Raw genomic sequence first — 15,701 nt, 5'->3', positions numbered from 1 at the left:
TAAACAAGGAAAACCTTAAAACATTAAAGATTGAATTAATGGTGAGTTTTTATCACTAGAGAAACCCGTTCTTACGAACGTAAAAAAAGGCATTTATGACAAACAATATAATTATAGAAAATCAATACAAAAGAACAAGTTTATTTGAAAAAGATAATGTGAATTACTTGGTTCATGTATTAAAACGTTTTAATACGGTACCTAAATTAAATAATATTAATATTATTACCTCTAATACAGAGCCTGCTGTATTTAAAATTGTGCCAAATAAAGCAATTATAATTGGCGCCTTGTATTTGAAGAACCCAGTTTTAGCCTTGGTTTATTTAAGGTATGGTATAGAATGGCAGTTGTGGTATAAAGCCTTAAGTGATAAAAAAGAAAATATAGCATTATGCGATATAGCTGCGTTTGAAGTAACTCGCATATTTTACCAATTATTACCAAAAGAAGATAAAGACAAATTAAACGCTCTAAATTACATTTTAATTGATTTGGTTATAAAAGGAGATGATTTAAGTGCAGAATCTTTACTAGAATATCAAGAATTGCAAGCTTTCCATGGCCTTAAAAATACCAGTAAAGTTTTTAAAGAGTCTTGGAAACCTATTGTTGAAAATCTAGCAAAACCAACAGAGTATTTACTAATGGCTGGTGGTGATCTTAGATTAAATATAGATGAAGTAGCCTTGCTAAATAAATACGGTTGCAGACCATTTCCTAGACCAGATGCATTTACGTTTGCCTCTTCTACAGCAACAAGTGTATCAAATTTTGCTTTCGATAAAACAGATAAAGTAAGGAGCATTTTAATAAAGAATAGCTTAAAAAATGGTTTCAAAAAAACGACTAATGAATTCTCTGAATTATTAAAAAACAACCTAAAAAAAATCTTTAAACTAAATGATGCCTGTGAGATAATTTTTTCACCTTCAGGTACTGATTCTTCACTTCAAATAGCTGCAATTACTCAAATTACTACAGACAAGGAAATTACTCATATTTTGGTGGCTTCAGACGAAACGGGTAGTGGTGTTTCTACAGCATTAAAAGGCTGTCATTTTGAAAACACATCGGCACTAAATTATCCGGTTAAAAAAGGCGATAAAATTGAAGGGTTTAGAGATGTTGATGTCATTAATATTCCTTTTAGAGATGAGAATGGAAAATTGAAAACCACTGCTCAGTTAGATGCTGAAGTTCTTAATGAAATTACAAAAACCGAGCAATCAGGTAAACATGCTGTGCTGCATGTAATGGATCATTCAAAACTAGGTTATCAATCGCCTAGTAAAAAAATGATGGAAGATTTAAATAAACTCAATAGTCCTGCTTTACAAATTATTGTAGATGCAGCTCAACTTAGGTTAGATGCAACAGATATTCAAAATTATTTAGAGAGAGGATATATGGTTGCAATAACAGGAAGTAAATATTTTACAGGACCTCCATATTGTGGCGCATTGCTATTACCAGAAAGTGTGAATCAATTAATTAATGCTTCAAAAAAATCATTGCCAGAAGGGTTAACTCAGTATTATAACCATACAGATTGGCCAACATCATGGTTTTGTTCTAAAGCGTTATCAGACGGATTTAATTATGGTTCTTACATGAGATGGAATGCTGCAATAGTAGAAATGGATAGATATTATAAAACACCAATTTTATATAGAAATATGGGTATTGAGATGTTTTGTAATTTTGTTGACGATTCTATAAAAGATGCATCCTTTTTAGAGCGATTGTATGATGATGAAGCAAAAGCTAATAGTAATGATAATAATGAATTTGGAATAAGAAACATCCGTACAATTTTTCCGTTTTTTATCCGTAAAAACAACAAAGTTTTACCTGTAGATAAGGTGAAAGAGCTCTATATGTTATTAAATTCAGATTTGTCAGATAAATTTGAAGGTTCTTCGTTAGAAATTATAAGGCTTGCAGCGCAAAAATGTCATATCGGACAAGCAGTTAATGTAAAATACGGAAACGATTTACAAAGTGCTGTTTTAAGAATAAGTTTGGGAGCAAGGGTTATTTCAGAAAGTTGGGTAAATAGAGATATTAGTCTGTTTTTTAGGAATATAGAAATGCAAATGAGTCAAGTGACGGTGATTATTAGAAAGATAGAATTGATTCTTAATCACCCAGATTTGATAGATTGAAGTATTACAAAATACTGAAGATTTAAAATTATGTTTTTAAATTCTGATTTTCTAATTTTAAAGGTGTTTAGTTTTGCATAGTCGAGACTGTAAAATCCAAGGTGTTTTTGTTTAAAAACCTTTCTATATTAAAATGTAAGAGCCTTTTTGATGTTAAAGAATCTAACTACCTTTGCAGAAAACAAAACCAATGCAACTTAAGCTCTCAAAACCTATCTGTTTTTTCGATTTAGAAACTACAGGTATTAATATTTCAAAAGACAGAATCGTAGAAATCTCTATACTTAAAGTCTATCCCGATGGTAAGGAGTTAGCTAAAACTTGGTTAGTGAATCCTGAGATGCCAATTCCTGCAGAAGTAACAGCAATTCATGGAATCTCGGATGCAGACGTTGCAGATAAGCCAAACTTTAAGGAATTGTCTAAGGAGATTTATAATATGATAAAGGATTCGGATTTGGGAGGATTTAATTCTAATCGTTTCGATATTCCGCTTTTAGCTGAAGAAATGTTAAGAGCAGATGTCGATTTTGATATGAAAAACACACAATCCGTAGATGTGCAAACTATATTTCATAAAATGGAGCAAAGGACATTAGTTGCGGCTTATAAATTTTACTGCGATAAAGATTTAAGCGATGCTCACAGCGCAGAAGCAGATACCAAAGCAACCTATGAGGTTCTAAAAGCACAGTTGTCTAAGTATGATGAATTAGAAAACGATACTAAATTTTTAGCAGAGTTTAGCTCACGTAAAAAGTTTGCAGATTTTGCCGGTTTTATAATATTTAATAAAGAAGGTGAAGAATGTTTCTCTTTTGGTAAGCACAAGGGGAAAAAGGTAGTGGATGTTATGGAAAAAGAACCAGGTTATTTTGGTTGGTTGCTCAATGCAGATTTTCCTTTATATACCAAAAAAGTATTGACAGCAATTAAATTAAGACAATTTAATAATAAGCTTAGCTAAAAGCTAATTTTAAAAATTAAAAGCTGAAAAATGAAGCTAATCTGCATAGGTCGCAACTACACAGACCACATTAAAGAGCTAGAAAACGAAAGGCCAAAAGATCCTGTTATTTTTCTAAAACCGGATACTTCTATTTTATTAAAGAAACAACCCTTTTTTATTCCAGATTTCTCTAATGATGTACATTATGAAGTTGAGGTTTTGGTAAAAATAAATAAAGTAGGAAAGTACATTGATAAGAAATTTGCGCATAAGTATTATGATCAAATAGGGCTCGGAATTGACTTTACAGCTAGAGACCTACAAGCACAATTAAAGTCAAAAGGATTACCTTGGGAAAAAGCTAAGGCCTTTGATGGTGCAGCAGTAATAGGAAAGTGGTTACCAAAAAACAAATTTCAAAATATAAACAATATAAATTTCAGTTTAAAAAAGAATGAAGATATAGTACAAGCTAGTAATACAGAACTTATGCTATGGAAAATAGATGAAATTATAGAATATGTCTCTAAATATTTTACTTTAAAAATTGGAGATATTATCTTTACAGGCACACCTGCAGGAGTTGGTAAGATTTTTGCAGACGATAGATTAATTGGTTACATAGAAGACGAAGAAATGTTTTCAATAAAAATAAAATAAATGTCACAACATTATAAATTAGATCGTGTACGAGAAATGGCTGATAACGATGAAGAATTCGTTGCAACTATAGCAGCAGCCTTCTTAGAAGAAGTACCCGAAGATGCAGAACGATTAAGAACAGCAGTTCCAGCAAAAGATTTTAAAGAAGTTTACCAAGCCGCTCATAAAATGAAGCCAACTGTAGATTTGTTTGAACTAGGCGTATTAGATACCTTAATTGAAGTGCAAGATTGGGGAAAGTTTGAGCAAACAGAAAAAAATATAGATCAGCAACTTATCACAGTATTAACTGCAGTAGATAATGCTGTTAATGAAATTAAAGCCGATTTCGGACTCTAAATGCAAGCAGAAATAATTACTATTGGCGATGAAATTCTCATTGGTCAAATTGTAGATACAAATTCTGCATTTATTGGTAAGGAATTCAATAAAGTTGGAATCTCAATTTATCAGATTACATCTATTCAAGATGAAAAATCTCATATTCTTCAAGCCTTAAAGGAAGCAGAAGCTAATGCAGATATCATAATTATAACGGGAGGACTTGGACCAACTAAAGATGATATCACCAAACATACCATTTGCGAATATTTTAATGATACACTAGTTGAAGATAAAGCTGTTTTAAAACATGTAGAACAAATATTTTCAAAATTCAGTTCATCTCCGCTTTTAGAAGTAAATAAGCAACAAGCATTAGTGCCTTCTAAAGCACATGTTTTAAAGAATTATAATGGTACAGCTCCAGGAATGTGGTTAGAAAAAAACGGAAAAGTTTTTGTGTCACTTCCAGGAGTGCCTTACGAAATGAAGGCATTAATTACAGAGCAAGTTATACCTAAATTAAGGGAACAGTTTAAGTTTCCTTTTATAATGCATAAAACCATCTTAACTTATGGTAGAGGTGAAAGTGCACTAGCAGAACATATTTCAAAGTGGGAAGAAGATTTACCTCATTTTATAAAATTAGCGTATTTACCTAGTTTAGGTCGCGTACGTTTAAGGTTGTCTGGAAAATCTTCGGATAAAAAATTACTTGAAACTGAAATTAATAATCAGATAAATCTGCTCTTGCCACAAATTGAAGATATTTTTGTTGGTTTTGAAGATGAGGCATCAATAGAAGCTCTTATTGGTAACAAATTATCGCAAGAAGGGAAAACATTAGCAATAGCAGAGAGTTGTACAGGTGGTAGAATTGCGCAATCATTTACAGCAATTGCTGGTGCATCTAATTATTTTAAAGGTAGTGTTGTAACTTATGCAACAAGCTCTAAAGTGAAAGTGTTAAACGTCCCACAAGTAGTTATAGACAAACATTCTGTAGTAAGTAAAGAAGTTGCAGAAGCTATGGCTAATAACGTAAGAGAACTTTTTAATACTGATTATGCAATAAGTACTACTGGCAACGCAGGACCTTCAAAAGGAGATTCTGATGCAGAAGTAGGTACCGTTTGGATTGGTATTGCTACAAAAGATGAGGTGTTTTCAGAAGTTTTTAATTTTGGAACACTTAGAGAAAAAGTTATTGGTAGAGCAACTAGTAAGGCTTTTGAGATGTTACTAAAAGAAATTTAAAAAAAGTGGATATATATTTTTGCTAAACCTCAAAGTTTTATTAAATTTGCACCCTGTTTAAAATATCCATGTTCGGATTTTAGATTCTTAATGCTAATGTTTAAAGGGATATACTCTAAAAACAACAACAATATTAAGAGTTAGCAGAAAAACAATAATAGACCTAAAGAAAGAAAACAATGTCAAGAGTTTGTGAACTTACTGGGAAAAAAGCGATGGTTGGAAACAATGTTTCTCACGCTATGAATAAAACAAGACGTAGATTTGATGCAAATTTAATCAAAAAACGTTTTTACATTCCTGAAGAAGATAAGTGGGTAACATTAAAAGTTTCTACATCAGCATTAAAGACTATCAATAAAATTGGTATCGAAGCAATGTTAAAAGAAGCTAGAGCAAAAGGATTTTACAAATAATAGCGTTTTTTTAACGCTTAAGTCAATTTACAATGGCAAAAAAAGGAAATAGAATACAGGTTATCTTAGAGTGCACGGAGCACAAAACTTCTGGAAAACCAGGAACATCAAGATATATTACAACAAAGAACAAGAAGAATACGCCAGATCGTATGGAGATTAAGAAATTTAATCCTATTCTTAAGCGTATGACAGTACATAAAGAGATAAAATAAGAAAACATGGCAAAGAAATCAGTAGCGTCTTTACAGACAGGATCAAAGCGTTTGACAAAAGCGATTAAAATGGTAAAATCACCAAAAACTGGAGCTTACATGTTTGTAGAATCAGTAATGGCACCAGAATTTGTCAATGACTTTTTAAACAAAAAATAATCTTTATTTATATATAGATTTACTAAACTGCTTTCTTATGAAAGCAGTTTTTTTATGTTTATATTTGAAAAACATCTGACATCTTATCAGTATAATACTAAAGGCAAGGTTGTTGTAATGTCATAATTACTAATAATACTGTCACACTGAGCTTGTCGATGTGCTGATAAATAACCTAACAACAAAATGAGTTTTTTTAAAAAAATATTCTCTTCAGAAAAGAAAGAAACACTAGATAAAGGCTTAGAGAAATCTAAATCCTCTTTTTTTAGTAAATTAAATAAAGCCGTTGCTGGAAAATCTAAAGTAGATGACGATGTTCTAGATAATCTTGAAGAAATCTTAGTAACAAGTGATGTTGGTGTTAATACCACTTTAAAAGTTATTACAAGAATTGAAGAACGGGTGGCGAAAGATAAATATTTGGGTACATCAGAACTTAATAAAATACTTAGGGAAGAAATTGCTGCTTTATTATCTGAAACAAAATCTGGAGAGGAAACCGAGTATACCATTCCAGAATTACCAAAACAAACAGATGGTTCTAAAACGCCATATGTTCTAATGGTTGTTGGTGTAAATGGTGTTGGTAAAACAACAACCATTGGTAAATTGGCATACCAGTTTAAGAAGAAAGGTTTAAAGGTGGTACTTGGTGCGGCAGATACATTTAGAGCAGCAGCAATAGACCAACTTCAGGTTTGGGCAGATAGAGTAGATGTGCCAATGATAAAGCAAGAAATGGGTTCTGATCCAGCTTCTGTTGCCTTTGATGCACTACAATCTGGTGTTAACCAAGATGCCGATGTTATAATTATTGATACTGCAGGTCGTTTACATAATAAAATTAACTTAATGAACGAGTTAACAAAAGTAAAACGTGTTATGCAAAAGGTAGTTGGTGATGCACCTCATGATGTTTTATTAGTTTTGGATGGTTCTACAGGGCAAAATGCTTTTGAACAAGCCAAACAATTTACAGCAGCAACAGAAGTTACCTCTTTAGCGGTTACTAAATTAGATGGAACAGCAAAAGGAGGTGTAGTTATAGGTATTAGCGATCAATTTCAAATTCCAGTTAAGTATATTGGCGTTGGTGAAGGTATAGAAGATTTACAGGTTTTTAATAAATATGAATTTGTAGATTCTTTTTTTAAATAATGTTACTATCTATTATTACCGTTTTAAAGTAAAGTGTCCTACATGAGTTTTACCATTGGCTCGTGTAACTTTAAACCAGTAGTCGTTGGTAGGTAATAAATTTCCATTGTAGGTGCCATCCCAAGTGGATGTGGCATCTAAATTGGCTAGGATTTTTCCATATCTATTAAATATCAAAATAGTTAAACTCGGTTCAGATAAAGCATCTTTTATATACCAATTGTCGTTTGTGCCATCTCCATTTGGTGTAAAAAACTTAGGGTAGTTTAATAAATAAATAACTTCTTCTGCGGTATCACAGCCATTTTTATCTCTAACGTAAACGGTATATTCGCCAGAAGATAATCCTGTAAAACTATCGCTGTCTTGGTAGTTTATATTATCTATTGAATATTCGTAATCGCCTAAACTTAAATCCGATAAGAAGATTGTGATTGAATTATTATTATCAGTCCAATCTTCAATTTCAATATTCGAAATTATAGCAGTATTAGAAAGTATGACTTCAAATTCTTTTAAAGAGCTACAAGTATAAGAACCATAATCTTCAGTAACAGAAACCCAGTATTGTCCAATATTTTCATTATTGACTGAAATTGTTTGTGATATTTCTCCTGTTGACCATAAGTAACTATTAAAGCCATAACCAGCATCTATTGTTACAGAGTTTTCACCTTCACATATACTAACGACTTCTTCAATTGGAATAATAGGAGATTCACCTAGACTAATTGAGATTTCTGCAATTTGATAGCATTTATCTAAAGAATCAATTCTTACAAAAATAGAATAGGTGTCTGTGGTCCATTCATAATTTGTTGGATTTAATATGAGTCCTTCTTCATAATAATTCTCAGCATCTGTTAAAGACATGAAATAACTAAATATGCAATCATTACAATTTACTAAATCGTCTTCATGGATGGTTAAATCTGTAAATTCAGAATTGTCATTATCAGTATCACATATAATTGTGGAAATGTTATTTACAACAAGTGTAGGGGAAATAATAGTTACTGTTACGGACAATATTTCATCGCTCTCACAACCACTAAGACTTTCTTTCTTTGCGTAGTAGATTGTACCACTCACTAAACTTGTGGTGTTTGGTAAAATATTGCCATTAATTGCAGCGTCATACCAAACAGCATTGGCATTTACTTCAATATCACTTAAGGTTGGATTTTGGGTGGTGCAAAACTGTTGTTCAGCTTCACCAATTAGAGGTTCTGGTGTTGCAGTTATTTCAACAATTATTACTTCAGAAGTTATACGACAAGAAATTGAATTTATATTGTCTCCATTAGCCGCAGCAATTCTATAATAAACTATTCCTGCAGAAGTTGTTTCTGTAAAAATATAATCTAAAGCCGTGGCATTTTCAATATCTAACCAAGTTGTACCTAAGTCAGTAGAATATTGCCATTGATATTGTGGATTAGAATAACCTTCAGAAATCGTTGTTTGAAAAGTATAACTTACATTTTCGTTTTGGCATACGGTTATACTATTTGTTGTTTCGTTTTCAATTGTGTTTGAAATTGTTGGACCACAAGGTCTAAACTCTATATCATCTAAAGCAATATCATTTCCAGGATGTGCACTTGGTGCTGAGTTTAGTATTGTAATTACGACTTCAGTATCTGCGTCTAAAGTAAAAAAGAATCCATATTGTTGCCAAATACCAGAAGTAGATTGTGCTATATCACCTGTATTATATGATCCTAAAATATTACCTGATGTATCGCTTATTCTAAAAGTAACATCTGGATGATATTCATCTGTGCCAGCAGAGGGATTCATAATATTCATTAGCCAAGCAGAGAACTCAAATGTGGTATTTGCGCAGAGCCCTGTTACAGTTTTGGTATAAAAGACACCTTCATTAGCAAGTACAGCACTATTAATTACCATCATGTAACCATTAGAATCGCCTGTATGGTCAGATGTGGTATGCCAAGCATTATCTTTTAAACCACTAGTTGTATTTGCTATGGTGTATTCTCCTTCGTCTAAATTGCCAGAAGAACTGTAAGTAAATGCAGTTATATTAGATCCTAAAGCTGGTCCTCTGTTTGTGCCAGAACCAAAATTTATTTCAATAACAGGATCACCTAAACTGCCTTCGCATAATTGTGAATAGACTTGCGATGAAGTTAAAAATAGAATAATAGAATAAAGGATGTGGTTTTTCTGCAAAGCTATTTTTTTTTAATCTTAAAAACGAATAGTAAAGTATTAACTATTAATTTTTAGATGTGTTTTTCATAAAAAACTTGTGTAGTAAAGTTTAATATTTTTAAATTGAAAGTACTTAACAAATACAGAATCTTGGAAAACAAACAAGTCAGAAAGCTCTAAATAACTGTTATATCATTTAAATTCTAAAAAAGCAAAAAGCCTTTAGAAATGTCTAAAGGCTTTTTAATATTTTGTGTTTTTTTAATTTATTATGGTCCAGTAACTGTAATTGGACCCACCCAATCACTATAACCGTTAGTGCCGCAGTTAGCTCTAATATAAAAGTCATAAACTGCGCCTGTATACGTGTGATTTGTTAACTGTATAGGATTGTAACTTGTGTCTATTGTTGTCCCAGAACCTATAGGGTCACCAGAACCAACTTTGTGTAATTGCCATGTGTTTTCACCATTCATAGAGTCCCAACTAAATACTAGTACGTCTGATCCTTGAGCAGTAGTATAAATCTGGTCTAAAGTAAAATTAATAGGGTCTAAACAGCTAGGATTTAAAGGGTCTTCCAAAGTGCTATGAGTAACAGGGCCTACCCAAGAACTATAACCACTTTCACCACAAGTATTACGTACATAAAAGTCATAAGATGTATCAGAGTTTAAACCACTTATTCTAGCATTACTAGGATATATTGTCTCATCATATGTTGTTATGGTTCCTGATCCTAATATAAAACCTTCCGTACCATGTTGAATTTGTGAGCCATCAAAATCTCCATCAGACCATGCTAAGTCTATGTAATTATAACTTACAGAATTATTGTAGGGTTGTACATAAAGATTTCCAGGGTCATTACAATAAGGATTATAATTTAATGTCACAAAGTTAAAAGGTGTTGACCAACTGCTGTATTCGTTAGACTCATTACAAAAAACTCGTGCATAAAAGGTGTATTGTGTTTGTTCCAAAAGATTTTCGATATGAACATAAGGTTCAGGTATCGTTAAAATCGTTCCAGAGCCTTGTGTAAAACCAAATTGACCATACTCTACTTGAAACAAAGCAGAGTCTACTTCGTAACTCCAGCTAAATGTAGCTGTTGTGTTGGTGATGTTATTAACATCAAGGTTGGTAGGTTTAGGACAGCTGGAACTGTCTGAATCATCACTACTTGAGCACCCAAGTGCTAGGATAGAAATAGCTAAAAGTAAAATTAATTTTTTCATAGATTGATTTGATTTAAGGGTCGCAAATATAAATATTATTAGGACAAATACTTAAATCAATAAATCTAATTTACTAGGCTTGTAAAGAGGACTTAATCACTAATTAAATTATTAATTTTTAGCCAAAGCTCATTATCAAAACTAGAAAGTCCAAAGTTTTCATCATCGGCAGATTCTCCCATTCTAATAACAACTATTTTTTTACTTGGGACAATATAAATTTTTTGATCATTTTTACCTAATGCAGCAAACATATCGTTTGGAGCATCTGTAATTAGTTTGCCTGCAAATTCAAATTGTGTTTGCGGTAAATGATACGTGGATTTTCCGTTTAACCACCATAAATAGCCATAAGCTAAATTGATGTCTTGAGAAGTATTGGTAGCTTCTGTTAAATAATTGTTGTTTATAATTTGCTCATCTTCCCACATTCCATTGGCAAAAGTTAATAAGCCAAATCTTGCCATACTTCTGGTATTACTCCAATATACACTTAAATCACCAAGAGCAAGCCAACTGCCGTTCATGCCAATTGGTGTTTTTAATTTAGCATCAAAATAGTTACTCCAAGTTTGGTTAGTTGCTTCCGCAACAACATCTTGCATTTTTACATAGACATTGTGATAAGCCCAACGTTCGCCAGCATCAGCTAAATATTGCAAATTAGATGGTGAAACATCATCTCCAGCACTATCATCTAATCCAGAAGTCATAGTTAAAAGATGTTTACAGGTAATTAAATTCTCTTTATCTAAAGTAGCACTAGTCCAACCTGTTCCTAAATAATCAGAAACTTTATTATTTATGTCTATAAAACCTTCTTGTTCTGCGATTCCAGATGTGGCAGTTGTTAATGTTTTACCAGCACTTGCCCAATACCATGTTGAGTTAGCGTTATGCCCATTCATATATTCCTCTACTACAATTTTTCCATTGTGTAGAATCATAAAACTTCTGGTGTTTTTTTCTTCTAAAAAATCTAATAGTGGTTGAAGTTGATTTTCATTCCAGTTTAATTCTGAAATAGATTCCGTTTCCCAAGTATCAGAATCTAAAGGCGGAAAATAGATATCTTCAGTTTGAGAATCTTCGTCATCACTAGAATCACTATCGCTAGAGCATGATACTATTAGACAAAAACAGAAGAAAAATGAGAGTAATTGTAACGATTTCATGGTTAAGTTTTTATTTAAGACTGATAAATATACTAAAGGTTTAATTTACATTGTATCTTTGCAAACTGATTTAATAGAACATGCGTACAAAAACTCTTAAGAAAAACAGAATCAACGTTATAACACTTGGTTGTAGTAAAAACGTTTACGATAGCGAAGTATTAATGGGGCAACTTAAAGCTAGTGGTAAAGATGTAGTCCATGAACAAGAAGGTAATGTTGTGGTGATTAATACTTGTGGATTTATAAATAATGCCAAGGAAGAAAGTGTGAATACCATTTTGGAATACATGCAGAAGAAGGAAGATGGTGAAGTAGATAAGGTTTTTGTAACAGGTTGTTTAAGTGAGCGCTATAAGCCAGACTTGGAGAAGGAAATACCAAATGTAGATCAGTATTTTGGAACAACTGAATTACCAGGTTTATTAAAAGCATTAGGTGCAGATTATAAACATGAGCTTATTGGTGAACGTCTAACTACGACACCAAAAAATTACGCTTATCTTAAAATTGCCGAAGGTTGTGACAGACCATGTAGTTTTTGTGCAATCCCAATTATGAGAGGGAAACACAAAAGTACACCAATAGAAAACTTGGTTACTGAAGCTGAAAAATTGGCAGCAACAGGCGTTAAAGAATTAATTCTTATAGCTCAAGATTTAACGTATTACGGTTTAGATATATACAAAAAACGAAACCTTGCTGAATTACTTGAAAACTTAGTTAAAGTTGAAGGTATAGAGTGGATTCGTTTGCATTATGCGTTCCCAACTGGTTTTCCGATGGACGTTTTAGACCTTATGAAACGTGAGCCTAAGATTTGTAACTATTTAGATATTCCTTTACAGCATATTTCTGATGATTTATTAAAATCTATGCGTCGTGGAACTACAAAAGCTAAGACGACAAAATTGATTAATGAATTTAGAGCAATTGTTCCCGAAATGACAATTAGAACAACGCTTATTGTTGGTTATCCTGGAGAAACAGAAGCCCATTTTGAAGAATTGAAACAATGGGTAAAAGATATGCGTTTTGAACGTCTAGGATGCTTTACATATTCTCACGAAGAAAATACACATGCCTACAACTTAGAAGATGATGTGCCTGAGGACGTAAAAATTCAACGTGCAAATGACATAATGGAAATTCAATCGCAGATCTCTTGGGAATTAAACCAAGCTAAAATTGGACAGGTGTTTAAAGTTGTTATTGATCGAAAAGAAGGCAACTACTTTGTTGGTAGAACAGAATTTGATTCTCCAGATGTAGATAACGAAGTGTTAATTGATGCCTCTAAAACTTATTTGAAAACAGGAGAATTTGCAACTATAAAAGTGATTGAAGCAGAAGACTTCGACCTTTATGGCGAAGTCTTATAATGTTTTTATGTTTTAAGTAGTTTTAAAGATGTGGCAAGGTTGATTAACAACCATCAGTAGGACCAAATGTAAATACCAGTTCTTGGTTCATTTTTTCACCATTTGCATTTTGTGCAGGTATCCATTGACCAGGAATATTTTTTACCAACTCCATAAATTTTGCATCTATTTTAGGATAACCAGTTGACATTGCATCGTGTTTAACATTTGTCACTTTTCCTTCTTTGTTGATGATGAAACTAATTTTTAAGGCGTTAATTTTATTATCTGTTATAATATTCATAACGTTTCTACTATTGTCTTTAAAATAGTTTAGTAATGCTTCTTTGCCCTCTGAATAAGCAGCTTGTTGGTTTGGTACAATAGTAATATGAGGTCCAAAAAATTTATCTTCTATAATACCTGTTTCCATATTTTTACCTCTAAACTCTGTTCTAATCGTAAAATGATTAAAGTAATCCATTGATTTTAAAAGTTTTATTTGTGCCTTTGTAAGCTTTGCTGTTGTGCCTAGTGCTTGTAATTCAGATAATTGATTGTCTTTTATAACCGTAAGATTTACCGATTTTATTGTTATTATTTGGTCTTTTTCACCTTCATTTAAAAAATCATAAATACTCTTAGCATTGAGAACATCTGCTTTTTTTACAGGAGCAAACCGCGCATCTACTCCATAATATAAATTTGGTAATGGATTAAGATATGGCCCAACATAGACGTTGTTTTCCATGACAGCTTCATTGGTTGCAACTGTAGTTAAAGTTTCAGGATTATTGATTGTTAATTTAGTAAAACCAAAAAATAATACACTAAGGATGGTTAATGTTGTTCCTAAGATAATAATACGCTTCTTCATAATTGTTGTTTTTGAGATGAATACTTCAAATGTATTATGGATTGAAGCTACAGTTGTAAAATTAAATGTAAAAAAAGTGCAAATTCTTTGTGAATCTTAACGTTGTAAATGTTTACTACGCTGAAAGTGTGGAATTATTCTGCTTTATCATAAGCTTCTTTCATCCATTCAATTAATTCATCATCTATATCATCTACAGTAGTTATTTTTACTCGATGTGTACACATTGTCCCAAAAGGACCAGAATTTTCGAGTCTATCTGTTGTTGGTTTATCTGGTAGTTTTAATCCTAAATCAATTCTTGTTTTAGTAGCTGGTTTTATTAAAACAAATTGACGTTTTCTTATAATACTAACACTTGTTTTCTTGGGAGTGATTGTTATATCATTTCCAAAAACTTCAACAGTAGCTTGTAGCTTTTTATATATAGGAAATAAACTTTCCTTGCCTTTATATTGGTTGGCAACTAAATCATCTGCTGTATTATTTTCTTCTTTAGAAAGCGTGACAATAGTATTGGCAAAACCATGTGTTACGCCATGTTCTTTTTTAAGAAAATTAACACCTTCAGAATGTTTGGCAAATGCTTTTTCTTTTAAAATAGATTTCCATTGATCTAAAGATTTACCTGTTTTCTCAGGCATATTATTAATCATTGTTTGTAGTGCTTTTTCCATAAGCTTTGGTTTTAAGAGGTTTAATGTGACTTTTTACAGTATTGTGTGTCTTATAATTGAACAAAAATATCAGTATTATGAACAGAGCCGTTAGACACAATAGAAAGCAAATTGTATTATTATCTTGTTACACGATAATGAGTTCACTAATATGGTATTTTTTATTCTAATTGTTTTTTATTTTGAAGGTAAACTATTAATGTAAGCGAAACTTTTTTCAAAATATTCTACTAAGAGTGCTTTGTTGATATATAGGTTTTTAGGTACTAAAACATAATCTCGCATTTTAGCACCATAAGAATAATAATCTCCTGTATTATAATCGGTTTTAAATTTATTCGCCATTTCCTTTGGTAAGCGAATGCCAATTTCTCCATCTTTATTTAGCAAGGTAAACATATAACCATTAGATGATGTGTAAATCATCTTTTTGCCTTTACGCTCAAAACCATCGCAAGCTTCGGTTATGTTATCGTATAGTTTTAATGTTTCTTCCCACGTCATATTAAATATGTTGATCTATTAAAATAGCATTTCCATCTGGGTCTAAAACTACAAAACTTGTAGGTCCAGAGGTTGACTCGTCAGCTTCATGTTCAAATTTTATGTTTTTAGCTTTTAATGCTTTTTGAATAGTTCTAACATCATCAAAATTTTCTAAAGTATTAGCGTTTTGGTCCCAACCAGGATTAAAGGTGAGGATATTGTTTTTAAACATACCTTGAAATAAACCAATCAAGGATTCGCCATTTTTCATAATGAGGTAATTTTTTTCTAAATCACCACCAAAAACGGAAAATCCCAAAGTTTCATAAAATTCTTTTGATGCCTTTATGTCTTTTACAGCAAGACTAACTGAAAATGCGCCTAGTTTCATAAT

Annotated in this window: 17 protein-coding genes; 10 read left to right on the top strand and 7 right to left on the bottom strand. The window is 31.9% G+C overall.

Going from position 1 to position 15,701, the window contains the following annotated elements:
* Positions 1-95: 95 nt before the first annotated feature.
* The 9 genes from HNV10_RS06460 (at position 96) to ftsY (ending at position 7,309) form a co-directional block, all read left to right on the top strand.
* On the top strand, positions 96-2,168 hold the full coding sequence (locus HNV10_RS06460; RefSeq protein WP_173300502.1) for a hypothetical protein: 2,073 nt from the start codon (positions 96-98) through the stop codon (positions 2,166-2,168).
* A gap of 190 nt (positions 2,169-2,358) precedes the next feature.
* Positions 2,359-3,135 carry a 3'-5' exonuclease gene (locus HNV10_RS06455; RefSeq protein WP_173300501.1) on the top strand — a complete coding sequence of 259 codons (777 nt, stop codon included), beginning with the start codon at positions 2,359-2,361 and terminating at the stop codon, positions 3,133-3,135.
* Positions 3,136-3,165: 30 nt separating this feature from the next.
* Entirely contained in the window at positions 3,166-3,777 is a 612-nt protein-coding gene (locus HNV10_RS06450) for a fumarylacetoacetate hydrolase family protein (protein ID WP_173300500.1), read from the top strand.
* Positions 3,778-4,119 (top strand): Hpt domain-containing protein, encoded by a 342-nt coding sequence (locus tag HNV10_RS06445; RefSeq protein ID WP_173300499.1) that lies wholly within the window; start codon positions 3,778-3,780, stop codon positions 4,117-4,119. It begins immediately after the preceding gene.
* On the top strand, positions 4,120-5,358 hold the full coding sequence (locus HNV10_RS06440; RefSeq protein WP_173300498.1) for a competence/damage-inducible protein A: 1,239 nt from the start codon (positions 4,120-4,122) through the stop codon (positions 5,356-5,358).
* Positions 5,359-5,537: 179 nt separating this feature from the next.
* Positions 5,538-5,774 (top strand): 50S ribosomal protein L28, encoded by a 237-nt coding sequence (rpmB, locus tag HNV10_RS06435; RefSeq protein ID WP_173300497.1) that lies wholly within the window; start codon positions 5,538-5,540, stop codon positions 5,772-5,774.
* A 32-nt stretch (positions 5,775-5,806) separates the two neighbouring features.
* Positions 5,807-5,989: a 50S ribosomal protein L33 gene (gene rpmG, locus HNV10_RS06430; protein ID WP_173281391.1), complete on the top strand. Its 183-nt coding sequence runs from the start codon at positions 5,807-5,809 to the stop codon at positions 5,987-5,989.
* A gap of 6 nt (positions 5,990-5,995) precedes the next feature.
* Positions 5,996-6,148 (top strand): DUF4295 domain-containing protein, encoded by a 153-nt coding sequence (locus HNV10_RS06425; protein WP_008271041.1) that lies wholly within the window; start codon positions 5,996-5,998, stop codon positions 6,146-6,148.
* A 186-nt stretch (positions 6,149-6,334) separates the two neighbouring features.
* On the top strand, positions 6,335-7,309 hold the full coding sequence (gene ftsY / locus HNV10_RS06420; protein ID WP_173300496.1) for a signal recognition particle-docking protein FtsY: 975 nt from the start codon (positions 6,335-6,337) through the stop codon (positions 7,307-7,309).
* Positions 7,310-7,324: 15 nt separating this feature from the next.
* On the opposite strand, the gene HNV10_RS06415 is transcribed toward ftsY, so the two are convergent.
* From HNV10_RS06415 to HNV10_RS06405, 3 genes are all read right to left on the bottom strand, one after another.
* Entirely contained in the window at positions 7,325-9,508 is a 2,184-nt protein-coding gene (locus tag HNV10_RS06415) for a T9SS type B sorting domain-containing protein (RefSeq protein WP_173300495.1), read from the bottom strand.
* Between the two features lie 251 nt (positions 9,509-9,759).
* Positions 9,760-10,731 carry a fibronectin type III domain-containing protein gene (locus HNV10_RS06410; protein ID WP_173300494.1) on the bottom strand — a complete coding sequence of 324 codons (972 nt, stop codon included), beginning with the start codon at positions 10,729-10,731 and terminating at the stop codon, positions 9,760-9,762.
* A gap of 92 nt (positions 10,732-10,823) precedes the next feature.
* The gene (locus HNV10_RS06405) at positions 10,824-11,906 is read right to left on the bottom strand and encodes a serine hydrolase domain-containing protein (protein WP_173300493.1); all 1,083 of its coding nucleotides are present in this window, start codon (positions 11,904-11,906) and stop codon (positions 10,824-10,826) included.
* A gap of 80 nt (positions 11,907-11,986) precedes the next feature.
* Between HNV10_RS06405 and rimO the strand changes: the two genes are divergently transcribed.
* Positions 11,987-13,288 (top strand): 30S ribosomal protein S12 methylthiotransferase RimO, encoded by a 1,302-nt coding sequence (rimO, locus tag HNV10_RS06400; RefSeq protein ID WP_173300492.1) that lies wholly within the window; start codon positions 11,987-11,989, stop codon positions 13,286-13,288.
* A gap of 43 nt (positions 13,289-13,331) precedes the next feature.
* On the opposite strand, the gene HNV10_RS06395 is transcribed toward rimO, so the two are convergent.
* From HNV10_RS06395 to HNV10_RS06380, 4 genes are all read right to left on the bottom strand, one after another.
* Positions 13,332-14,144: a hypothetical protein gene (locus tag HNV10_RS06395; RefSeq protein WP_173300491.1), complete on the bottom strand. Its 813-nt coding sequence runs from the start codon at positions 14,142-14,144 to the stop codon at positions 13,332-13,334.
* A gap of 134 nt (positions 14,145-14,278) precedes the next feature.
* Positions 14,279-14,821 (bottom strand): DUF4287 domain-containing protein, encoded by a 543-nt coding sequence (locus HNV10_RS06390; protein ID WP_173300490.1) that lies wholly within the window; start codon positions 14,819-14,821, stop codon positions 14,279-14,281.
* Between the two features lie 177 nt (positions 14,822-14,998).
* Positions 14,999-15,325, bottom strand: coding sequence for a hypothetical protein (locus tag HNV10_RS06385; RefSeq protein WP_173300489.1), 327 nt, complete (start codon positions 15,323-15,325; stop codon positions 14,999-15,001).
* Position 15,326: 1 nt separating this feature from the next.
* Positions 15,327-15,698: a VOC family protein gene (locus HNV10_RS06380; protein WP_173300488.1), complete on the bottom strand. Its 372-nt coding sequence runs from the start codon at positions 15,696-15,698 to the stop codon at positions 15,327-15,329.
* Positions 15,699-15,701 lie beyond the last annotated feature (3 nt).

Origin of the sequence: Winogradskyella litoriviva (assembly GCF_013249065.1) — a bacterium.
In the GTDB taxonomy this organism is placed as follows: domain Bacteria; phylum Bacteroidota; class Bacteroidia; order Flavobacteriales; family Flavobacteriaceae; genus Winogradskyella; species Winogradskyella litoriviva.
The sequence above is the reverse complement of the archived record's forward strand: the minus strand, read 5'-3'. Positions and strand labels throughout refer to the sequence as shown.